Here is a 22831-nt window from a genome sequence, read left to right as displayed (position 1 = left end):
CGGGCTCATCGGCTGTTGCGGGCGTCTGATCCCCACGATGCGGGGACGGGTGGGGGCATCTGGTCCGGCGACGGGAATCCGGTGGTGGGCCGACGCCGTTGCCGCAGGAAGGCGATGACGACCATGATGGCACCGCACCCCATGAACGCCGCCACCCGGGCGAGGCCCGAAAGGGTGGCCATGTCGAACAGGACCAGTTTCGTTGCCGCGCCAAGGGCGACGACGGCCGCGAGCGTCAGGTCCGCGGCTGAGCCCTTGCGCAGGGCCAGGAAGGCGGCGAACCCCATCCAGCCCAGCGAGGCCAGGGTGTGACCGACGAGGAATCCACCCTCGAGGTCACCCACCTGGAGACCGACGAGGGATGCGACCAGCACCACAGCGTGGACGCACAGGTACAGACCACCCACGAAGCGGATGCCGTCGAGCACCTCGTTGACGCGGCCGTGCCGAAACACCACGAGGGTGACGCCCAGGACCGTGAGCAGGATGCCCTGCAGGATCGTGACGGGATCGGACACCAGTTCCGATGCCCCACCCCAGACGGCCACGACGGCGCCGCCGCCGGCGAAGAGCGCCAGGACCGCAGCGACGGCGCGGAACAACCACCCCACTGAGGACCTGACCACGGGAACCACCTGCGCCGCGATCGCCAGTGCCAGGAGCACCAGTGGCTCCACCACCGGGTCAATGCGTCCGGCCAGGAGCGTGATGCCCACCGCGGCTGCGGCTGCCAGTGCAAGACCGTCCCGAAGTGGTCCCTGGGGATTCACGGCCTCCGGTGGCTCGGGCAGGACCAGAGCGGACACGAGGATGATGCCCGCCAGGAGGAGCGGAAGCCATTCCGGAGCCCCTCGGACCAGGAAGGAGACGAACCATGCCGTGGGCAGCAGGATGATACTGAGCTCCCACGGCTGCCCGCCCACCTCACCCCGCGTGGGCAGAGCCCACGGTGGCCGCTTGGCAGTGTGGGGGCGGGCAACGGCCGGGGTCGCGCGGTGGAAATGCACGAACCACAGCGTCAGGACAACCGTGGAGGCCAACCAGAGGAGCGGCCATGCTGGATCGGGACCGCTGACGCCCTGCAACCCGCAGAAGACGATGGCAAGGGCTACGCCCAGTTGATGGCGCGGCCACCCTCGCCCCATCATGGCCGCGAGGCAGCAGGCCCCCACAAGCGCCGACGTGAAAGCGTCAGGAGCCGCGAAGTCCACGACGAACGCGGCCCAGGCGAGCCACACCAGCGTCGCCGGTGAGCTCCCCAGCCGGGCGGCCATGGCCGCTATGGATGCCAGGAGCGTGGCCATGCCCAGACCCACCACCGGCGCCACGTCAACGTTCTGCCACGCCACCGTGGCCGCCCCCAGCCCCAGGGCCGCCCCGATCAGGAGGATGACCATACCTGCCCGGGACGCACGCTTCAGCAGGACGAACACCAGCGAGACGACGCTGACACCCAGCGCGAAGGCGTAGACCAGCAGCGAGGAGGACAGAGGGAACACCAGGGCGATGAGCAGGACGACGCCCGCGATCAGGATGGCCGAGCCCACCGTGTAGAACAAGGTGGTGGCCACCTCCTCGCGCTGGGCGGGATCGAGCGTCTTCCTGGGGGGTTGTGGCGCAAGCGGGCGCTGATCGAACGCCGGCTGATTGAACGCTGGTGGGGGCGGGTAGCGCACCCCGGCGGGCGGGGCACCCCGCCACACCCTCGGGTCGAAGCCGGGCGGGTACGCCTGCGAGGGCTGTTGCTGCCTTTGCCACTCCGGGGCCTGTGTCCCCGGCCACCCGTGGGGTGGCTGCCCGGACCATCCCTGCGGGGGCGGCTGCCCGGGCCACCGCTGCTGCTGTGCCTGCTGACCAGATTGGTCCTGCGGCACGGGCCGCCCCTGGTGGGGTGGCCGCCCGGCACTCTGATCACCCTGACGGCCCTGCGACGGCTGCCCCGGCCCCCCACCGTTGTCCGGCGGCTGCCCGGGAGGGCCGCCGTTGGGCAGGTTCGTGGGCGGTGGTTGCATGGGGTCAACCTATCGGTCGATCGGGCCCGTCACATCTGCCAGGTCCTGTGGTCCGAACGCCTGCGGCAACACCTGTGCGAGCGTCCACACGCCCTCAGGGGTGTCGACGAGGAGGGAGGGCCCACCGTGCTCGTGCAGGAGTTGGCGGCACCTCCCACACGGCATGATGAGGTCATCGTTGCCATTGACGCACGTGAACGCCACCAGTCGGCCGCCCCCACCCGCCACCAGCGACGAGACGAGGCCACACTCGGCGCAGAGCGTCACGCCGTAGGCAGCGTTCTCCACGTTGCAGCCGACGACTGTGCGGCCGTCGTCCACGAGGGCTGCCGCACCCACGGGGTAGTGGGAGTAGGGCGCGTAGGCCCGCGTCGCCACCTCCCGCGCAGCAGTCCTCAGGCTTTCCCAGTCGACGTCCACGTCACTCCTTCACGAAGTGCTCGCCGTCGGCGGCGGGGGCACGCACGCGCCCCACGAGACCGGCGACGGCGATGATCGTGGCCACGTACGGCAGCATCAGCAGGAACTGGCTGTCGATGGGGCTGCCCAGCGGGTTCAGCGTCTGGCCCAGCTGCGTCACGAAGCCGAAGAAGACGGCCATGAGGGCTGCCCAGACGGGGTGCCAGCGCCCCATGATCAGTGCGGCGAGGGCGATGAAGCCGTTGCCGACGGTCATGTCGGGGCGGAAGGCACCCGTGGAGCCGATCGTGAAGTAGGCACCGCCGAGCCCCGCCATGGCGCCACCCAGCACCACGGAGGAGAACTTCGTGGCCACCACGTTGATGCCCACGGTGTCCGCCGCGTGCGGGTGCTCCCCGACGGCCCGGACCCGGAGCCCCCACTTGGTCTTGAACAGCAGGAACCACACGGCCGGCACCATCAGGATGGCGAGGTACGCGAGGGCTGTCTGGTTGAACAGGATGGGGCCGAGGAACGGGATCTTCTCCAGCCCCGGGATGGGGATGCGCTGCATGATGGGCACCGCGTTGTACTTCGCCGTGTCCGAGCCGACCAGCTGGTGGAACAGGAAGCCCGTGAGGCCCGCCGCCAGAAGGTTGATCACGACGCCCAGCACCACATGGTCCACGAAGTACTTCAGCGTGAACAACGCCAACAGGGCGCCCATGGCCATGCCGGCCAGGATGGCGGCGATCAGTGCGGCCAGCAGTGACTTGGTGAGCGATCCGGTGATGGCGCCGGCGAAGGCCGCCGTCAGGAACTGGCCCTCGATGGCGATGTTGACCACACCTGCACGTTCGGACAGTGCCCCACACAGCGCACCGAACACGAGCGGGGTGGCAACGGCCAGGGTGCCTTGCAACTGATTCGTCATGGTGAAGACGGCCATGCTGCCTGCGGCGGCCCAGGTGATGAAACCGATGAGGAGCGCGACACCACCGACGACTCCGGCGATGGTCATGGCGCGCTTGTTGAACCTCCCCGAGAGGTAGGCGAGGGCCGCCCCCAGGACCAGGACCGCGCACAGCGCCACCGTCACGGCGCCCGGGAGGACGATGGTGGGCAACTGGACGGCGTCGAACGCGTCGGACAGGGCGATCTTTGCGTCACCCGCGGTACCGAACGTGCCCCACACCAGCATGAGCCCGATGACGGCGAGCAGGACTCCCGTGGAGAGCCGCTGGATGCGGTTCTCCCGGGCCTCCACCTTGCGCAACGCCGGCGGCGGGGTTCCCGCGGCAGTGTTGTTGACGATGACTGGGGTGCTCATGCCGTGGCCGCCTTTGCAGTGATGTCGGCGCCTGGCCGCTTTTCCCGGAGACCGGGTACGAGCCAGAGGACGAATGCGGGCGCCGCAACGAACAACACGATGAGCGCCTGGATGAGGTTGGTGAGGTCCGACGGTGTCTGCGCCTCGGCGGCCATGGTGAGACCTCCGGCCTTGAGGGCGCCGAAGAGTAGCCCGGCCAGGACCACGCCAAGGGGTCTTGACCGACCGAGCAGCGCCACGGTGATGGCGTCAAAGCCGACGGTGCCGACGATGCCCAGCGACAGCTGGGTGGGGAAACCCGTCAGCAGGGTCGGCGTGAGAACCGCCTGCGCCCCCGCCAGGCCGGCCAGGCTGCCGGCGATGGCCATGGCCACGATGGTGGTCCTCGAGACACTCATGCCAGCCGTGGCCGCGGCGTGCGGGTTGAGGCCCACCGCACGGATCCGGAAGCCGAGCGTGGTGCGCTCCAGCAGCCACCACACGGCGACAGCCGCTGCCAGGGCGATGAAGAAGCCCAGGGTGAGCCGCGTCCCGGCGAGCCGGGGCATGGTGGCGGAGAACTCGACCACGGACGAGATGGGGTCGGAGCGCCCCGGCTGCTGCAGCATCGGGGTGGTCAGCAGGAACTGCAGCATGTACAAAGCGATGTAGTTCAGCATGATCGTGACGATGACCTCGTGGGCACCCGTCTTGGCCTTCAGGAAACCGGCGATGGCCCCCCAGAGCGCACCAAACACCATCGCCAACGCAAGCGCGATGGGGATGTGGATGAACCAGGGGAGGCCCTTGATGGTGAAGCCGATCCAGGCACCGAAGATTGCACCCCAGATGGCCTGGCCCTGGGCACCGATGTTGAAGAGCCCAGCTCGAAAGGCCAGGGCCACTCCCAGGCCTGCACAGATGAGGGGCGCCGCCTGCGCCGTCGTCTCGGTGATGGCGAGCCAGGACCCCACGGACCCCCGCAGCAGCGCGGAGTAGGCCGTGGAAATCTTGTCCCACGACGCGCCGAGGGCGTCGCCGGGGGCGTTGAAGAAGTACGCGAATTTGCCCAGGACCTCCGGGTCGGCCACCACCATGACGATGGCGCCGGTCACGAAGGCGAGGACGAACGAGATGAGGGTGACAACCAGGCTCACCCACCGACGGGAGGCTGGGGCCCTGGCAGGGACCGGTGCCGGCGTGGCCGGCATCATCTTCTCCTCGACGAGTTCCTCAGACATCAGCGTGCTCCGTCCTGCTCTTCTCGACACTGCGTGCGGCTTCCTCGAACGGAACCCCAGCCATCATGAGGCCCAGGACGTCGCGGGGGGTGTCGGGTTCGACCACCCCCACGATCCTGCCGCGGTACATGACGGCGATCCGGTCGGCCAACGACTCCACCTCCTCCAGCTCGGTGGAGACGATCAGGACTGCCGTGTCGCGGTCCCGCTCCTTGACGATGCGGTTGTGGAGGAATTCGATGGCGCCGACGTCGACGCCGCGGGTGGGCTGGTTGGCCACGAGCAGGCTCAGCGGCCGCGACAGTTCCCTGGCCAGCACCACCTTCTGCTGGTTTCCCCCGGACAGGGACCGCACCGGCTGGGACTGGGAGGAGGTGCGGATGTCGAACTCCTCGATCCGCTCGTCGGCATTGCTGCGGATCCGGCCGAGATCCAGGTTGCCGACGGAGGAGAAGGAGGTGGTGCGGTTGAGGACCAGGTTCTCCGCGATGGAGAAATCCCCCACGAACCCGTCGCGCTGGCGGTCCTCCGGCACGAAACCCAGGCCCGCCTCGATGGTCTTCTTTGGCGGCATGTGGGTGACGTCGACCCCGTCGAGGATCGCGGTGCCATGGATGACGGCCATGGTCCCCAGCAGCGCCTCGGCCAGTTCCGTCTGCCCGTTGCCCTGGACGCCCGCGATGCAGACGATCTCCCCGCCCGAAACCGTCAGGTTGAGGTGGTCCACCACGATGGTGCCGGCGGCGTTGGCCACGGTGAAGTCGGTGAGGACCAGTCGCTCCTTCCCGAGCGTGGGGGGCGCCTTGTCGACCGTGAGGTTGACGGCGCGTCCTACCATCAGCTCAGCCAGGTCGCCCTCGCTGGCGTCGGGGGTGGCTTCGCCGACGACCTTGCCGCGACGGATCACGGTGATGTCGTCGGCGACGGCCACCACCTCCCGCAGTTTGTGCGTGATGAAGCAGATGGCGCGGCCCTCGTCGCGCAGCGTCCGCATCACCACCATGAGTTCGTCGATCTCCTGCGGGGTGAGAACGGCCGTGGGCTCGTCGAAGATCAGGTAGCGGGCGTCGTTGGCCAGCGCCTTGAGGATTTCCACCCGCTGCTGGATACCGACGGGCAGGTCCTCGACGAGCGCGTCAGGGTCCACATCCAGCCGGTAACGGTCGGATAGTTGCCGCACGAGTTTGCGGGCGCCGTTGAGGTCAAGTTTCCCGAACCGTCCGGGCTCACGTCCCAGCACCATGTTCTCGGCGACCGTGAAGACGGGGATGAGCATGAAGTGCTGGTGCACCATCCCGATGCCGGCGGCCATGGCCTGCTTCGGGTTCTCCAGGTGCAGCACGTTCCCACCGACGCTGATGGTGCCCTCGTCGGCGCGCAACAGCCCGAAGAGGATGTTCATGAGCGTCGACTTTCCGGCGCCGTTCTCCCCCAGCAGGCAGTGGATGCGACCCGGTACGAGGCCCAGGGTGATCGAGTCGTTGGCTGTCAACGACCCGAAGCGTTTGGTGATGCCGTCGAGGTGCAGAACCTCGGGTGCCTGCGAGGCGACCTCGTGCGTGGCGGTGCTCACGACTGTAATTCCCCCTCCGGCCGACGCTGGCCGATCCTGTAGCAATAGTCCTGAAACGAATGGAGTGTAGGACTGACATCCTTCCACGGTCCCGAAGGAACGTCGCGGTGGTGCCGTCCGCGTGCCGTGTCGTCCCCGAGGACGTCGTGACACTGACGGTGGCGGCTGGCCGGGTCTCCCCCGACCAGCCGCCACCCGTTGACAGTCACAGATCAGCTGGGCTGTGCCTTCGACGTGATCTTGATGGTGCCGGCGATGATGTCGGCCTTGAGCTTGTCGAGCTCGGACTTGGTCTCAGCGGAGACCTTGCCGTCGAAGTCGTGGAACTCGGACAGGCCGGTGCCACCATTCTCGAGGGTTCCCACGTAGGGCTCGGCGGTGAAGTCACCGTCCATGGCTGCCTTGATGGCGTCGAACACGGCGATGTCCATGCCCTTGTACACCGAGGAGACGATGCTGGGGCAGAACTCGGCGGCCGAGATGCAGCCGTCGGTGTCCACCCAGATGGCGTTGACCTTGCCACCGGATGCCTGGGCGGCCTGCAGGCCACCGAGACCGGCGGGACCGGCGACGGGGAAGATGATGTCGGCGCCCTGGGCGATCAGGGTGTTGGCGGTGTTCTTGCCACCGTCGATGTTGCCGAACGGGTCGTTGCCGGGGACGAACTGGCCGTCCTGCTTCTCAGCATCCCAGCCGATGACCTGGACGCTCTTGCCCTTGACCTCATTGAAGTGCGCGACGCCCTGGGCGAAGCCGTCCATGAAGATGGTGACGGTCGGGTACTTGGCGCCACCGAACGTGCCGACCTTGCCGGTCTGGCTCATGGAGGCGGCCAGGTAGCCACCCAGGAAGGACGACTCGGCGGTGTTGAAGATCAGGCCCTTGGCGTTGGGAACCAGTTCGGTGGAGCCCTCAGAGACGGGGAACGAGCCATTGTCAACGATCGCGAACTTCACATCAGGGTTCTGCTTGGCGGCTGCCTCCGTGGCGGCGGCCAGTGCGAAACCGACGGTGACGACGATGTCGCAGTCAGCGCTGATCATCGACTGCACGTTGGGAGCGAAGTCGCTCTCGGCGTTCGATTCGATCTGTCCGGTGTCGACCTTCAGTTCTTCCTTGGCCCGCGTGAGCCCGGCGTAGGCCGTCTCGTTGAAGGACTTGTCGTCGAAGCCGCCAGCGTCAGAGACCATGCAGGCCTTGAAGTCTGCAGCGGGTGCCGCGCTGTCGGAGGGCGCCATGGACGTCGCGTCCGTGGGCGACACCGCAGCGGTGGGTTCACCGGGTGTGGTGTTGGGGGCCTCGGCGCAACCGGCCAGCACGAGCGCGCTGGCTCCGATCACCGATGCGAGCTTCAGCAATGACTTCTTCACGATGCGTGTTCCTCCTGGAAGAGCTATGGGATAGCTGACCATACTGCGTGCCCCAACCGCATGCCCATTGGGGGTGCAATCGTTATCTTCCCGAAACATCCTGCGCCCCCGGGCACACCGGACGGGCAGCATTCAGATGACCTGGCGCACCAGCGCGACAGCGGAGTCCACCATGACGGCCGTCGTGTCCCGCCACTGCGGTTCCTGACCCCGGTAGGGTCCGGTGGCCAGACTGATCACCACCGCCGCCGTCCTCAGCCGTAGCTCGACGGGGTCCACCCGCTGGTCGAACACAGGGACCCAGCGGGCCAGCAGGTCGCGCACCTTGGACTCCTGGGTCGGGTTCATGCGCTGGATGGTGGACAAGTGCGCCATGAGGCAGGCCAAGTCATCCGCCCGTCGGCCGGGGCCGATGGTGTCGACGTCGAGGACGCCAACGATGCCGCCGCCGGCAACCCTGATCTGTCCCTCGTGGAAGTCCCCGTGTGTGGCCTCGATGCCGAGGGGCACCCCAGCCAGGCCGGCTGTGATGTTCTCCACGGCCCATTGCAGCTTGGCGCCCAGTTCGGGGACGGCGTGGGTGACCATGGCGGCGTAGTGCGCCACGGCGTCGGACCACGGTGGCCGCCGCTCCAGCTGCGTGACGGCCTCAGGCATGGCGTCCAGTGCGGCCACCAGTTGTTCGGCGGTGCAGGGGTCGCCGGGGTCGAACAGCGCCTTGGCGAGTGATTGCCCCGGAAGTTTGCGTGTGACCATGAGGTGGTCGGGGGTCACGAATGCCACGTTCGGGGCCGGGACACCCGCGTCCAGCAACAGGCGGTGCTTGGACAAGACGTCGTCGAAGAGCCGGGCCCGCAGGACCTTGATGAAGAACGTCTCGCCGGAGTCACGGACCACGACCTCCACCACGGCACGCCTGCGTGGACGGTAGCCGATCATGGTGACGGCCAACTCCTCGGCGGTCACGGGGTGGCTCAGCACACCCTCGGCGTTGAACATCTCTGCCAGTTGGTCTGCGAACGCCGCCCTGGGAAGCCCGGGGAGGTCGGGGTCGTTCGGGTAGAGCCACACCGCCACCTCCCGAGTGCCGTCGGCGAAGATCTCAGCGCCACGGTCGGTGGGTGACAACGCACCGGAGCGGGCGCTGACTCCCAACAGTTCGGAGCGCTGCCCCCACGGCCAGGTGACCTCGGCCATGTAGGTGGCCGTGGTGGACTGCTCGGGGTTGGTGTCGACGTGGTCGAGCTTCCACTCCCCCAGCACACCCCCGGCGTGCTCGACAGCCGTCGTCAGCAACGGCCCGACGCGGGGACTCGTCAGCAGCCGGGACCCGTCATCCATCGACGCTCTGCCCCAACGCTGCGTCGTCGGCCCCCTCCAGGGTCGTGCCGTCGGCCACGCCGTCCCGCCGCAGCGTGAACCAGGCGGCGCGGCGACCATCCAGTGCGTCCGCGGTGAGGGTGAACACCACCCGTTCGTCGTGCTCGCCATCCGCTTCCACGGGGGCCAGGGCAACGGTCACGATGTCCCCCACCTGTGGCAGGGCCCCGAGTTGGGCCATGAAGTAGCCGGCAACCGTGTCGTAGGGCCCCTCCGGCAGGATGTATCCGGTGGCCTCCGCGAACTCCTCGATGGTGGTGAGACCGTCAACCCGGTTCACCTCGTTGGTCTCGTTGTCGCCGACCACGTCGTACTCGTCGGTGATGTCTCCGATCAGTTCCTCCACGAGGTCCTCCATGGTGACGATCCCGGCGGTGCCGCCGTACTCGTCGCGCACGATCGCGATGTGCGAGGCTGCTGTGCGCATGGAGCTGAGGGCGCGCAGGATCTTGACGGTCTCCGGAAGGCTCAGCACGGGCCGCGCGATGGAGCGCAGGTCACCGGTGCGGGCTGCGCCGTCGAGGTCCATGAGATCCCGCACATGCAGGAAGCCGACGATGCGGTCCGCCGAACCGTCGGTCACGGGGTACCGCGAATGGGGGGCACCCCGCACCTCACGGTAGGCGCGCTGAATCGGCATGTCTGCGGGCAGGAAGTCCACCTCGGTGCGTGGCACCATCACCTCGCGCAGGGTGCTGTCGCCCGCGTCGAAGACCTCGTCGAGGATGCTGCGCTCCTCCCGGCCGAGCGTGGAGGAGTCGCTCAGCATGGCGCGCAGTTCCTCGTCGGTCACGGCGTCCCGGGACAGCGACGGGTCGCCGCCGAGGATTCTCACCACGACATCGGTGGAGACCCCGAGGAACCAGATGAGGGGGCGGGCCACCGTCGCGATGCCCGAGACGAGCGGGGCCAGGGCCAGTGCGAAACCTTCGGCGCGCTGCATGGCGAGACGTTTGGCGCTCAATTCGCCGATGACGATGGAGAAGTAGGAGATGATCACCGTGATCACCACGAGGGCCATGGGGTCGGAGATCGACGCCGGCACCCCCCAGGATTCCAGGACCGGGGAGAGGCTGGCGGCAAGGGTTGCGCCACCGAATGCGGCGGAGAGAAACCCTGAGAGCGTCACACCGATCTGCACGGACGAGAGGAACAGGTTGGGGTTGCCGACGAGTCGCTGGATGGCCCGGCCGCGCTTACCCTTGTTGGCAAGCTGCTTGACCCGGCTCTCCCTCAGACTGATCAGGGCCATCTCTGCGGCGGCGAAGGTGCCGCCGATCAGGATGAACACCCCGATGAGGGCGACGTCTTGTAGAACCTTCATTTCTCCTTCAGTCCTGGCTCCCTGGTCCTGCCATGAAGGCTCCACTGTAGTGGGGCCCCGTGGGAACAAGGTGTCGGTGGTGCTGCCCTAGCGGAAGATGACGGTGCGATCCCCGTCGGGTAGCACGCGGTGCTCGGCGAAAAGCCGTACCGCCTCGGCGAGTGTCTGCGACTCCTGTGCCTGGCCCTTGCGCATCAGTTTGGCCACATCCATGCTGTGGTCCACGCGCACCACGTTCTGCTCGATGATGGGACCCTCGTCGAGGTCGCTCGTCACGAAGTGCGCGGTGGCACCTATGAGTTTCACCCCGCGGGTGTGGGCCTGCCTGTACGGGTTCGCGCCCTTGAAACCGGGCAGGAACGAGTGGTGGATGTTGATGGCCCGACCGGCCAGGAACGAGCACAACTCCGGACTGAGTATCTGCATGTAGCGGGCCAGTACCACCAGTTCGATGTCCCGCTCCACGACGGTGCGCCGGACCTCGTCCTCGAACGCCTTCTTGGTGGAGGCGTCGACGGGGAGGTGTGTGAAGGGTGCCTCGTAGAACTCCGCCATGGATCGCAGTACGTCGTGGTTCGCCATGATGGACACCACCTCGATGGGCAGTTCGCCGCTGCGGCGCCGGAACAGGAGGTCGTTGAGGCAGTGCCCCGCCTTGGATGCCAGCACCAGCGTGCGGGTGGGGCGTTGCGCATCGTGGACCTCGAAGCCGGCGTCGTACGGCCCTGCGGCGCGGCGAATGGCGAACTGCAGGGTCTCCACGTCGGGCCCCTCCACCTGGACGCGGAGAAAGAACTGGCCGGTGTCCGGGGAGGTGAACTGCTGGAGTTCCACGATGTTGCCCGCAGCCTCCACGATGCCGCCGGTGATGGCGTGCACGATGCCGGGGCGGTCAGGGCACTGGAGCGTGACCACGAGGTCTGTCATGGTGCACGACTGTAGCGGCAAGCCGACATGGTGCGCAGTCGCGGCGAGGGCAGCCGTCGTTTCGAAGGGTGACCGGGACGTCAGGCCACCCTTCGCTACGCCGACTCACACCTCGCGGCGACCACTCAGGCCACGAGGCCTCAGATGAGGCCGAGCTCGGTGACCGCGTCGCGCTCGTCCACCAGCTCCGCCACGGAGGCGTCGATCCGGGCGCGCGAGAATTCGTTGATCTCAAGGCCCTGGACGATGGTGTACTCGCCGTCCGTCACGGTGCACGGGAACGAGGAGATGATCCCCTCCGGCACACCGTAGGAGCCGTCGGACGGCACGGACATGGACACCCAGTCGTTGGCCGGGGTACCCAGCACCCAGTCGCGCATGTGCTCGACCGTGGCGTTGGCAGCCGAGGCCGCCGACGACAGGCCGCGCGCCTCGATGATGGCTGCGCCGCGCTTGGCGACCTTGGGGATGAACTCGCCCTCGATCCATGCCTGGTCGTTGACGACATCGGCGGCGACACGGTCGCCCACCAACGTGTTGAACAGGTCGGGGTACTGGGTGGCGGAGTGGTTGCCCCAGATGGTCATGTGGGAGATGTCGGTGACCGGCACCCCCACCTTGGCCGCCAGCTGGCTGATGGCGCGGTTGTGGTCCAGTCGGGTCAGCGCGTTGAAGCGGTTCGCCGGGATGTCGGGGGCATTCTTCAGCGCGATGAGCGCGTTGGTGTTGGCCGGGTTGCCGGTGATGAGCACCTTCACGTCGTCGGCTGCGACGTCGTTGAGCGCCCTGCCCTGACCGGTGAAAATGGCACCGTTGGCGCTCAGCAGGTCGCTGCGCTCCATGCCGGCCTTGCGAGGCATGGCACCCACGAGCATGGCGAGGTTCACGCCGTCGAAGACCTTCGACGGGTCGTCGCCGATCTCGATGTTGACCACGTTCGGGAACGCGCAGTCGTCCAGTTCCATGACCACGCCCTCCAGCGCTTTCAGCGCCGGGGTGATCTCGAGCAGACGGAGTTCGATGGGCCGATCCCCCAGCAGTGAACCGCTGGCAATGCGGAACAGCAGGCTGTAGCAGATCTGGCCGGCCGCACCGGTGATGGCAATCTTGACGGGAGCCTCAGTGCTCACTGTCGACCTCTCTTTCATGTGTGGTCTCTTAGCCCTTCGAGACTATCGCCTCGTCACCACGACCACCCACGGGGGACCCGATTGGGCCCCGCAACCCTGCGGAGTCAGCGCGAGGGGGGAACCAGGAACGCCAGGGTGGCGATACCCGCCGCCATGGCGGCCAGGCCCACGACGTCGATCCACCGACGCCGCACCACCAGCAGTCCGGCGACGCGCGCCCGCAGCACCAGCCTCAGCACCGCAGCGAGGCCTGAGGACGCGGCGATCACCAGCGAGGCGCTGCGCCACCGACCGAGTCCCAGCAGCACGAGACCGAAGGCCAGCACCGCGAGGACCACCATGAGCGGCCACGGGTTGCTGGGGAACTCGTCGGCCGGGAGGTCACGCCTGTCCGCCATGCACAGCTTCTCCGCCCTGCAGTGCTTCGGCACGGTCCACCACGTTGCTGAGCAACATCGCACGCGTCATGGGCCCCACCCCACCGGGGACCGGTGCCACCAGCGACGCCTTCTCCCACACGTCCGGGTTGAGGTCGCCGACGAGGCCGGCGTCCGTCCGGGTGATGCCGACATCCACCAGCACTGCGCCGTCCTTGACCATGTCCGCAGTGAGCATGCCGGGCATCCCGGCCGCCGTCACGACGATGTCGGCCTGCCGGGTGAATGAGGCCAGGTCGCGGGTGCCCGTGTGGCAGAGCGTCACCGTCGAGTTCTCCGACTTGCGGGTCAGGAGCAGCCCCAGAGGGCGGCCCACCGTGGTGCCCCTGCCCACGACCACGGTGTGGGCGCCATTGATGTTGACGTCGTAGTGACGCAGCAGCGCCACGATGCCGCGCGGGGTGCAGGGTAGTGCGGCAGGGATCCCGAGGACGAGCCGGCCCAGGTTGACGGGGTGGAGGCCGTCAGCGTCCTTCTCCGGGTCCACGAGCGACAGCGCCCAGTTGTCGTCGAGGTGCTTCGGGAGGGGCAACTGCACGATGTAGCCGGTGCACGTGGGGTCCGCGTTGAGTTGTTCCAGGGCCTCCTGCAACTCCTCGGCGGTGGTCTCCGCGGGCAGGTCCATCCGGATGGACTGAATGCCCACCTCCGCGCAGTCGCGGTGTTTGCCGGCCACATAGGAATGGGAACCGGGATCGTCGCCCACCAGGACGGTCGCCAGTCCGGGGACCACGCCTGCCTCCCTGAGCCGCGCGACGCGCTCCTTGAGCTCTGCCTTGATGTGCCTGGCGACCGGGACACCGGCCATTTTCGTTGCTGTCATGCGGGGGCCTCGCCTATCAGTGGAAGAAGTGCCGGGTGCCGGTGAAGTAGAGCGCCACTCCATGCTCGCGGCAGAGGTCGATGGTTTCGGCGTCCCTCATGGAACCGCCGGGCTGGACGATGGCCCTCACACCGGCCTCGATGAGGATCAGCGGGCCATCGCTGAAGGGGAAGAAGGCATCGGAGGCAGCCACGGACCCCGAGGCACGGTCCCCCGCACGATCGACGGCCAGCTTGCAGGAGTCGACACGGTTGACCTGCCCCATGCCGACGCCGATGGACGCACCGTCTGAGGCGAGCAGGATGGCGTTGGACTTCACGGAGCGGCAGGCGCGCCACGCGAAGGCAAGGTCGGCGAGGGTGGCGTCGTCGACGGCCTCACCGGCAGCGAGTTGCCACTGCTGGGGGGCGTCGCCGGGCGCGTCGATGAGGTCGGCCTCCTGCAGCAGGGCCCCGCCGCTGATCGGCTGCAACGAGTGCCCACCGAGGCTGAAGTGCGGGGCGCGCAGGAGTCGGATGTTCTTCTTGGCGCCGAGGATTTCCAGGACGCCATCCTCGAAGTCGGGGGCGATGACCACCTCGGTGAAGACCTCGGCGACGGCGCGGGCCATCTCCACGGTGACGGGACGGTTGGAGGCAATGACCCCGCCGAACGCGGAGATGGGGTCGCAGGCGTGGGCCTTGCGGTGCGCCTCCGCGATGTCGGAGCCCACGGCGATGCCGCAGGGGTTCGCGTGCTTGATGATCGCCACGCACGGCTCGTCGAAGTCGTGGGCAGCGCGCAGGGCGGCGTCCCCGTCCGTGTAGTTGTTGTAGCTCATGGGCTTGCCATGCAGCAGTTCCGCCTGTGTGATGCCGGCCGGCGCCTGGTTGTCGGCGTACAACGCCGCTGCCTGATGGGCGTTCTCGCCGTAGCGGAGTGTGGCCTGCTTCTGCCAGGTGGCACCCAGCCAGGAGGGGAATCCGTCGTCGGAGCTCTCTGCGACGTTCTCGGTCATCCAGCCGGCGACGGCGACATCGTAGGAGGCGGTGTGGCGGAACGCGGCAGCGGCCAGTTCCCGACGCTCGGTCAGCGTGAACCCGCCCGCGGTGAGGGCGGCATGGACGTCGTCGTACTGGGCAGGGGAGGTCACCACGGCAACCGACGGGTGGTTCTTGGCGGCGGCACGCACCATGGTGGGGCCACCGATGTCGATTTGTTCGACGCACTCGTCGACGCTGGCGCCGGAGGCCACCGTCTCGGTGAAGGGGTACAGGTTGACCACCACGAGGTCGAACGGCGCGATGCCCAGCTCGTCGAGTTGGCGGACGTGGTCCGGAAGGCGGCGGTCGGCAAGGATCCCGGCGTGCACGAACGGGTGCAACGTCTTGACGCGTCCGTCGAGGCATTCGGGGAAGCCGGTCAGTTCTTCGACGCCGACGACGGGGACGCCTGCGGCGGCCAGTCTGGCGGCGGTGGAGCCGGTGGAGACGATCTCGACACCGGCGGCGTGCAGCGCACGGCCCAGTTCCTCCAGCCCTGTCTTGTCGTAGACGGAGACCAGCGCACGCTTCGTGGTGATGCGTTGCAATCCGGGCTTGTCGGTCATGATTCCCTCTTCTCCCACTCGCGCACGGCGCGGACGAGCAGTTGTCGTTCGACGGTCTTGATGCGTTCGTGCAGCGTGTCGGTGGTGTCCTGCGGAGCGACCTCGACGGCAGCCTGGACAAGGATTCTACCGGTGTCGATGCCGGCGTCCACGAGGAATACGGTGGCACCCGTCACCGTGACCCCGGCCTCCAGCGCGTCCCGGACGGCGTACATGCCGGGGAAGCTGGGTAGCAGCGAAGGGTGGGTGTTGATGGTGCGGCCCCCGAACCTGTCGAGGAACGCGGACCCCAGCAGTTTCATGAAACCGGCGGATGCCACGAGGTCGGGGTGGTGGGCGCCCACGATGTCGGCGAGTTCGCCATCCCACACCGCACGGTCCCCGCCCTTGCGCAGCGGGTGGGCCACAGCCACGATTCCGTGCCGGCGTGCCCGCTCCAGGGCGGGGGCGCCGGACTGGTCGGAGACCACCGCCGCGATCCGGGCGTCGACGGCACCGGACTCGATGGCGTCGATGAGCGCTTGCAGCAGGGTTCCGGTGCCGGAGACCAGCACCACCACATCCTTGGTCACGGCCACAATCCTAGGGGTCGGGGACCTCTTCGGCCTCGTCCTGTGGCGTCGCGACCGCCCGGGCTGCGCGCTCCGGGCGCCGCACCAGACCCAGCACGGCACCACCGAGCAGCCCCGAGAGGCCGAGAAGGGCGGGCGCCACGATGATGAGCTGTCCGGTCACGGCGCCCATGGTCGCCAGCCTCAGGGCCCCCAGGCCTCCGCTGGACAGGGAACACAGCAGGGTCACGAGCAGGCCTGCCGCGACGCCGGAGAGTCCCCCCACCAGCGCCGTCTCATCCCACCGGGCACGCGGCCTGGCCAATCCCACCACCAGGGCAGCCGCCACGCCGGCGGCCACGCCGACGAGCAGCCACCAGTACAGGGCACCACCTCCGACGCCCGGCTCCCCCACGGCCCCGAACACCGGGATGGCGGGCACGAAGCCCACGTCGGTGATCGACATGCTCATCAGCGAGCCGTCGCCGAGAGTGATGCCCGCACCGAGCACCCACGAGGTGGTCCACAGGACGAGGTTCGGGAGGTAGAGCACCTGCACGAGGACCAGGAGCACGGTACCTGCCACGCCCGGCTGCAGCGCCTCATGGATGGCGATGATCCGGTCACGGTGGACGATGAGCGCCACCGTCAACGCCGCCGCGCCTCCAGCCAGGCACACGCCGAGCGCAGACGCCATGGCGGCGGGCACGGAGCGGAGCCATGCCGGCCACGCATCACGGGGATCGAAGCCGACGGCGCGGCTCGCGCCCCACAGTCCCGCCACCGCGCCCAGCACCACACCACCGAGAACTCCGTGCAGGGCACCACCCTGGACCCCGAGCGCCGCCGCGAGAACACCGACGGCCACGCCGTGCGTGAGCGCCATGGTCCCGGCCACCAGGGCGACCACCTTCTGTCCGTCCACCCAGATCCGGCCGGTGTCATCAGCCGGGGACTGGGTGTGGGCCGCCTGCCGGGCGGCGAGTGCTGCCACGGGCTGCGCCAGCACCACCAGGACGACGGCGAGGCCCAGCGGCATGATGGAGACCAGCTGGCCTCCGATGGCAACGGGCACACCGTGTGCCAGGAGCAGGACGTCGCTGCCCAGGAACAGTGCGGCATCCAGCTCGCTGTGGGGCGAGGTGAGCCACCCCAGGGCCGATGCGCCCGCCATCAGTAACCACCCGCCCGCCAGCACGGCGAGGGTGCCCACAACGCTCACCAGCCACCACGGCCACGTCATCTCACGCCTCGTCGGCTCCGGTACCGCATCCACGTCGACAGCTATCGTGCGATGCTTGGTTGGGCGTTGCGCCACGGGCGACTCCCCTCGAATATGTGGTGCACCAGCTGGCACCCGGTAATCTGTCTGAACGATGCCCCCCACAGGGAGCATCGTGCCGCCCACTACGGAGGTGTTGATGTCAGAGTCCGGGTTTCACCGTCCTCGACGAGCTTTCGCCCATGACACCAACTCCGAAGAGCCGATCGCGGCCGACGATACCGCAGAGACTTCTGAGGGAACGCCGCGACGCGGGGCGGGTTCACAACCCGCCGAACGCAGTCCGGAAGGCTCCACCGCGCCGGCTGATTCCGTGGGTTCCGACGTGGGTCCGGCGGCACATACGGACGCCGATCCGGCCGCGACCGGAGAGCAGGGCAATCCCTTCGCCCGCCCCGGCAGCGACAGCTCCACCGCCCCCGCACCACCGCCCCTGGTCCCGGCACCGGGCCCCGTCATGCCCGTCCGCGACCTCGACGGCGCCGAATCCTTCGCCAGTGGACGACGCATGGGCGCCGTGGCCGATGGCCCGACCCCCGCGCCCCGCCGCTCAGCCGTGAGCTCCGCCACACCGCCCGAGCGGGACAACGAAGCGCAGACGACATCCGGCGAACAATCACCTTCCTGGGTGATGCACCACCGCCGCACCCTCATCCTCTGGGTGGTGGGCGCCCTGGTGGCGGCACTCCTCATCGTGACGGGCTTCTACTTCGCAGGTCGCCGCTCCGCGGAGCCGACCACCTCCCCCATCCCGCCCACCTCAGCCAGCCCCAGCACGTCCACGAGCCCCGTCCCCGAGGTCACGAGCGAAGATCTGCTCACCGTGAAGGACGCCGACAAGATCGTCGACGGCGCCAGCTGGGTGGTCGTCGACACCGCAGAGACCAAGGCTGCGGCGACACGTCGCGCCGCCTGCCTCGGCGCTGACCTGCCGGACGTCAATCCTACAGAGACCTTCCAACGGGCGTTGGGCACCACGCAGGATGACCAGTTGGCGGCGATGCACCAGATGGACGTGTACGCCAACGCTGGGGCAGCCCGCCAGGTGCAGACTCAGCGCACGGCGGCACTTGCCAAGTGCAGCGACGTGCCCGCCTTCATCGTCTCCGCCAGCACCATCACCGGCTTGGGCGACGACGTCACCCAGGTCACGGTGTCGTTCCAGAACGATCCCGCCGAGTTCCACACAGTCCTGCTGGTACGCACCGGCCGCGCCCTGACGATGCTTGATGTTGCGCGCAACGGCAAGGCCGTGGACGTCGAGGGCGTGGCCACATCCCTGCTGCGTTCGCTCAAAGACGTGTGCTCCCGCGTCGACGGCCGATGCCCCGCCAATCCCGTCGTGGCGGCCGCGGTGCCACCTCCCACTGAGCCGAGGGGTTGGCTCATCGCCTCGGACCTGGAGCGTCTCCGCGCGGGCTACGGACGGTGGACCGTCACTGAGCCCGCCGACGTCACGTCGCCGGGGATGGGCTGCGAGAACCTGCCGCTGGCCACCGAGCCGGGCCCCACGAATCGGGCACAGCGCACCTATCTCCTGACGCAGGACGACTCGACCCCTGACACGTTCGGCATGGACGAGATGGTCTTCGATTTCGAGGACAACGCCAAGACCCGCGCGTTCACCACCAAGCTCATCAACAACCTGTTGTCCTGCAAGGACCGTGTCCTGACGGCCAAGGTGACCGACGGCGGCGCCGTCAACGGCGTGGGGGTCGACGGCGTTGCCGTCTCTGCCCGCATGATCACCATCGATCAGGCCATCTCCGACAACTCCTCGGTGCGCTACCAGCTCGTGGTCTCGATCGCCGACAACCGGGCCAGCTACCTCCTGGCCAGCGTCACCAACGACTACCAGTTCTCCGCCGACCAGGCGAAGCTGCTGGCCATGCGTTCGGCGCAACGCCTCAGCCAGAGCTGACCACAACCCACGCGCAGAGCGTCGCTGCAAAGGGGTTGCGCCTTTTCCCGGCAACGTGATGCGGCAGCACCCGCGCCACCGCCGGGGAACGGCCCTCACCGCCATCGGACCTGGCCGGGCGACCCATGCAGACCGGCGGTACCACTGGGAAACAGTGGTACCGCCGGATCCAGTCTTTCTGTGACCTCAGGCGCGCTGGCGCCGGATGTCTGCAATCACGTCGCGGGCCAGTGAGGCGGTCTGGCTGGGGGTCTCCCCCACCATCACGCCGGCGGCCTCGAGTGCCTTCTTCTTGGCGGCCGCGGTGCCCCCGCTGCCGGTGATGATGGCACCGGCGTGGCCCATGGTTTTTCCGGGAGGTGCGGTGAAGCCCGCCACGTACCCGATGACCGGTTTGGTGATGTTCTGCGCGATGTACGCACCAGCACGTTCCTCGGCGTCGCCGCCGATCTCACCGATCATCACGATCACGTCGGTGTCGTCATCCTCCTCGAACGCCTGGAGAACATCGATGTGCGACGTGCCGATGACGGGGTCCCCTCCGATACCGACGGCCGTGGAAAAGCCGTGATCCCGGAGTTCGTACATCATCTGGTACGTCAGCGTGCCGGACTTGGAGACCAGCCCGATGCCGCCCCGGCCTGCGATGTGCGCGGGAATGATGCCCACGTTCGACTTACCGGGCGAGATGAGCCCCGGGCAGTTGGGCCCGATGATGCGGGTGCGGCTGGAGGCGGCGGCCGCATGGAACTCCAGGGCGTCGCGCACGGGGATCCCTTCCGTGATGACCACGCACAACTCGATCTGGGACTCGACGGCTTCCAGAACCGCGGCACCCGCGAACCGCGGCGGCACGAACACCACGGACACGTTGGCGCCGGTGGCCTCCACACCCTCTGCGACCGACCCGTACACGGGGACCGGGTCCTCCTCGAAGAGGACCGATTCCCCGCCCTTGCCCGGCGTGACGCCCCCGACGATGCGGGTGCCGGACATGATCATGCGCTGGGTGTGCTTGCGTCCCTCCCTGCCCGTCATGCCCTGCACGAGGACGCGCGAATACTCATCAATGAAGATGGCCATGTGTTGTTCAGCTCCTCTCGCTCGCCAGCTTGGCGACGGCGGCTGCTGCCCCGTCCATGGTGTTCTCCACCCTGATCAATGGGTGGTTGGCCTCCCTGAGGATGGCCTTGCCCACGTCGACGGCGTTGCCGTCGAGGCGAACCACGATTGGCAGGTTCGCCTCATCGCCCAGCACCTCGAGTGCCGCGACAATGCCCTGGGCGACGTCGTTGCAGGCGGTGATGCCGCCGAACACGTTCACCAGCACTGCCTTCACCTGCGGGTCGCTCATGATGATGCGAAGCCCGTTGGCCATGACCGTGGAGGATGCGCCGCCACCGATGTCGAGGAAGTTCGCGGGTTTGGGATGGCCGGGCAGGTCCCTGCCCGCGCGTTCCACCACATCGAGCGTGCTCATCACGAGCCCCGCCCCGTTGCCGATGACGCCGACGTTCCCGTCGAGTTTCACGTAGTTGAGGTCCAGCTCGCGGGCCTGACGTTCCAGATCCACTGCAGCGGAGGTCTCGTGATAGTTGCCCCAGTCGTCGTGGCGGTACTCGGCATTCTCATCCAGGGTCACCTTGGCATCGAGGGCCAGGATGGCGCCGCCCGCCACCTTCACGAGCGGGTTGACCTCCACCAGGGTGGCGTCGGACTCATGGAAAACGGTCCAGAGCTTCTGCAGGACCGCGGCGACGGCGTCCTTGTCCGCCTCCTTGAACCCGGCCTGCTCCACGATGTCGCGCGCCACGTCCGCGGTGATGCCCGAGGACGGATCGAGCGCAACCTTGACGAGCGCCTCGGGTCGTTCGACGGCGAGGGTCTCGATGTCGATGCCACCCTCGACGCTGCACATGGCCAGGTAGGAGCCGGCGGTGCGGTCGAGAAGAATGGAGAAGTAGAACTCCTCCGCAATGTCGGCGCCGGGGCTCAGCATGACGGCGTCGACGGGCAGGTCCTTGATCACCAGGTCGAGGATCGCGGCAGCGGTGGTCTCCGCCTCGTCCGCGCTGCGAACAAGTTTCACACCACCGGCCTTGCCTCGCCCTCCCGCTCGCACCTGTGCCTTGACCACGGCGACGTCCGAGTCCAACTGCCCGAAGGCGTCCCGAGCAGCGGCCGGCGTGGTGGCCACCACGCCCGGCAGCACCGGCACATCGAAGGATTCGAACAATTCGCGTGCTTGGTATTCGAGGAGGTCCACCCTCAGCTCCCATCGTTGGTTTTGCTGGTCATCGCCACGATACAACCGGGGCCGACCGCCTCGGGGACTCGATGGTATTGCGTACTCAGGAGCCCTGAGTTTGAGAGCTTTCTGAGAAATGCTAAGGTTTCACTTGCACACGCCATCAATCTGTCTGGAGTACCGTTGACCAAGCTCAGCGCCATCAAGAGCCCCCGCAGGGCCGCTGACAGCATCACTGTTTCCGACGTCGAGGTCACCACCGAAACCGCAGGTACCGCCCGTAGGCGTCGCTCCTCGAGCGTGGGCCGCGGAATGGTGTCCAGCGTGCTGGCAGGTGTGCTCGTTGCAGGTGGGCTGTTCGGCTGGGCCGCAACCTCCCGCGACGGAGCCGAGGACTTGTCCTCCGAGCAGGTCTCCGCCGATGTCGCGGTTCCGCAGGCGGCAATCAACTCTGCTGAGAAGAGCTTCTCCGACCGTGAGCAGGCGGCATCCCGCGGCGCTGTCCGCAGCAACCTCACCGAGGCGGTCGCCGGCGAGGCAGCCAAGGATCGCGACGCCGTGCTGGAGACCTCCGTGGAGGAAGCCACCAAATCCATCGCCGCCGGCTCCGCTGCAGAGCGTGAAGCGCAGATGGCAGAAGACATGCAGCTCGTCGAGAAGCAGGCAGCCAAGCTGAAGAAGGAAGCCGAGGAGGCCGCGCGCCGTCTCGAAGAGGCACGCAAGGCCGCCGCAGCAGCAGCCGCAGCCAAGACTGCAGCCGGCTCCTCTGATGCGCCGTCGCAGGGCAACGAGGCAGCCATTGAGGTTTCGGCCGAAGACCTGGCCGCCATCTCCTCCAGCGGCGGATCAATGCCGCTGAAGTCCAACTTCCGCGTGGGCGCCCGCTTCGGCGCCACCGGCTCCTGGTCGCGCTACCACACCGGTCAGGACTTCCCCGCCCCGATCGGCACCCCGATCTACGCGGTCGCCTCCGGCATCATCCTGAGCCCCACGGCCGGTGGCTGGGCTGGCACCAACGTGGTCATCCAGCACGCCAACGGCGGTGCCACCCTCTACGCGCACATGTCCAAGCGTGTGGCCAGCACCGGGCAGGCTGTCAAGGCCGGCCAGCTCATCGGCTACGTCGGTGTCTCCGGTCGTTCCTTCGGCCCCCACCTCCACATGGAGTACTACGCTCCGGGCGTGACCCCCGGCAAGGTGTACTCGGCCTCCAACCCGATCACCTTCATGCGCGGCCTGGGCATCAACATCTGACCCACCACAGCAACAGCCAGCAAGGGCCGGTCCTCCTCGAGGACCGGCCCTTTCTGCGTGTC

Annotated in this window: 19 protein-coding genes; 2 read left to right on the top strand and 17 right to left on the bottom strand. The window is 67.9% G+C overall.

Going from position 1 to position 22831, the window contains the following annotated elements:
- Positions 1-5: 5 nt before the first annotated feature.
- The 15 genes from EAX62_RS14535 to EAX62_RS14465 all read right to left on the bottom strand — a co-directional run bounded on the left by EAX62_RS14535 (position 6) and on the right by EAX62_RS14465 (position 17382).
- Positions 6-2012, bottom strand: coding sequence for a proline-rich domain-containing protein (locus tag EAX62_RS14535; protein WP_147454121.1), 2007 nt, complete (start codon positions 2010-2012; stop codon positions 6-8).
- A gap of 9 nt (positions 2013-2021) precedes the next feature.
- Positions 2022-2432: a cytidine deaminase gene (locus EAX62_RS14530; RefSeq protein WP_121902438.1), complete on the bottom strand. Its 411-nt coding sequence runs from the start codon at positions 2430-2432 to the stop codon at positions 2022-2024.
- Between the two features lies 1 nt (position 2433).
- A complete protein-coding gene (locus EAX62_RS14525; RefSeq protein ID WP_121902437.1) occupies positions 2434-3741 on the bottom strand; it encodes an ABC transporter permease in 1308 nt (435 codons plus the stop codon).
- The gene (locus EAX62_RS14520) at positions 3738-4961 is read right to left on the bottom strand and encodes an ABC transporter permease (protein ID WP_233557978.1); all 1224 of its coding nucleotides are present in this window, start codon (positions 4959-4961) and stop codon (positions 3738-3740) included. The genes EAX62_RS14525 and EAX62_RS14520 overlap by 4 nt, the downstream gene beginning before the upstream one ends.
- The gene (locus tag EAX62_RS14515; protein ID WP_407703344.1) at positions 4954-6543 is read right to left on the bottom strand and encodes an ABC transporter ATP-binding protein; all 1590 of its coding nucleotides are present in this window, start codon (positions 6541-6543) and stop codon (positions 4954-4956) included. Before EAX62_RS14515 ends, EAX62_RS14520 begins: the two co-directional genes overlap by 8 nt.
- Positions 6544-6746: 203 nt before the next feature.
- The gene (locus EAX62_RS14510; protein ID WP_121902436.1) at positions 6747-7904 is read right to left on the bottom strand and encodes a BMP family lipoprotein; all 1158 of its coding nucleotides are present in this window, start codon (positions 7902-7904) and stop codon (positions 6747-6749) included.
- Between the two features lie 132 nt (positions 7905-8036).
- A complete protein-coding gene (locus tag EAX62_RS14505) occupies positions 8037-9245 on the bottom strand; it encodes a phosphotransferase (RefSeq protein ID WP_121902435.1) in 1209 nt (402 codons plus the stop codon).
- Positions 9238-10608: a hemolysin family protein gene (locus EAX62_RS14500; RefSeq protein ID WP_121902434.1), complete on the bottom strand. Its 1371-nt coding sequence runs from the start codon at positions 10606-10608 to the stop codon at positions 9238-9240. The genes EAX62_RS14505 and EAX62_RS14500 overlap by 8 nt, the downstream gene beginning before the upstream one ends.
- Before the next feature lie 87 nt (positions 10609-10695).
- A complete protein-coding gene (purU, locus tag EAX62_RS14495) occupies positions 10696-11535 on the bottom strand; it encodes a formyltetrahydrofolate deformylase (RefSeq protein WP_121902433.1) in 840 nt (279 codons plus the stop codon).
- 140 nt (positions 11536-11675) lie between these two features.
- Complete coding sequence (locus tag EAX62_RS14490; protein WP_233557976.1) at positions 11676-12665, bottom strand: malate dehydrogenase; 990 nt, start codon at positions 12663-12665, stop codon at positions 11676-11678.
- Positions 12666-12769: 104 nt separating this feature from the next.
- The gene (locus EAX62_RS14485; protein ID WP_121902431.1) at positions 12770-13063 is read right to left on the bottom strand and encodes a DUF3017 domain-containing protein; all 294 of its coding nucleotides are present in this window, start codon (positions 13061-13063) and stop codon (positions 12770-12772) included.
- Positions 13047-13925 (bottom strand): bifunctional methylenetetrahydrofolate dehydrogenase/methenyltetrahydrofolate cyclohydrolase, encoded by an 879-nt coding sequence (locus tag EAX62_RS14480; RefSeq protein ID WP_121902430.1) that lies wholly within the window; start codon positions 13923-13925, stop codon positions 13047-13049. Before EAX62_RS14480 ends, EAX62_RS14485 begins: the two co-directional genes overlap by 17 nt.
- Positions 13926-13941: 16 nt before the next feature.
- A complete protein-coding gene (gene purH / locus EAX62_RS14475) occupies positions 13942-15513 on the bottom strand; it encodes a bifunctional phosphoribosylaminoimidazolecarboxamide formyltransferase/IMP cyclohydrolase (protein WP_121902429.1) in 1572 nt (523 codons plus the stop codon).
- Entirely contained in the window at positions 15510-16085 is a 576-nt protein-coding gene (gene purN / locus EAX62_RS14470) for a phosphoribosylglycinamide formyltransferase (RefSeq protein ID WP_121902509.1), read from the bottom strand. The genes purH and purN overlap by 4 nt, the downstream gene beginning before the upstream one ends.
- 10 nt (positions 16086-16095) lie before the next feature.
- The gene (locus tag EAX62_RS14465) at positions 16096-17382 is read right to left on the bottom strand and encodes a cell division protein PerM (RefSeq protein WP_147454120.1); all 1287 of its coding nucleotides are present in this window, start codon (positions 17380-17382) and stop codon (positions 16096-16098) included.
- Between the two features lie 277 nt (positions 17383-17659).
- On the opposite strand from EAX62_RS14465, the gene EAX62_RS14460 reads away from it, so the two are divergent.
- Complete coding sequence (locus EAX62_RS14460; RefSeq protein WP_147454119.1) at positions 17660-19267, top strand: hypothetical protein; 1608 nt, start codon at positions 17660-17662, stop codon at positions 19265-19267.
- Positions 19268-19453: 186 nt separating this feature from the next.
- Here EAX62_RS14460 and sucD read toward each other — a convergent pair whose 3' ends face one another.
- Both sucD and sucC read right to left on the bottom strand, forming a co-directional pair.
- Positions 19454-20350, bottom strand: a complete 897-nt coding sequence (sucD, locus tag EAX62_RS14455) for a succinate--CoA ligase subunit alpha (protein ID WP_121902426.1) — start codon at positions 20348-20350, stop codon at positions 19454-19456.
- 7 nt (positions 20351-20357) lie between these two features.
- Entirely contained in the window at positions 20358-21533 is a 1176-nt protein-coding gene (gene sucC / locus EAX62_RS14450) for an ADP-forming succinate--CoA ligase subunit beta (RefSeq protein ID WP_121902425.1), read from the bottom strand.
- Positions 21534-21698: 165 nt separating this feature from the next.
- Between sucC and EAX62_RS14445 the strand changes: the two genes are divergently transcribed.
- Positions 21699-22769: a M23 family metallopeptidase gene (locus tag EAX62_RS14445; RefSeq protein ID WP_121902424.1), complete on the top strand. Its 1071-nt coding sequence runs from the start codon at positions 21699-21701 to the stop codon at positions 22767-22769.
- Positions 22770-22831: the final 62 nt, after the last annotated feature.

This window comes from Tessaracoccus antarcticus (assembly GCF_003688855.1).
Classification (GTDB): domain Bacteria; phylum Actinomycetota; class Actinomycetes; order Propionibacteriales; family Propionibacteriaceae; genus Arachnia; species Arachnia antarctica.
This window is presented reverse-complemented; position numbering and strand designations above follow the sequence as displayed.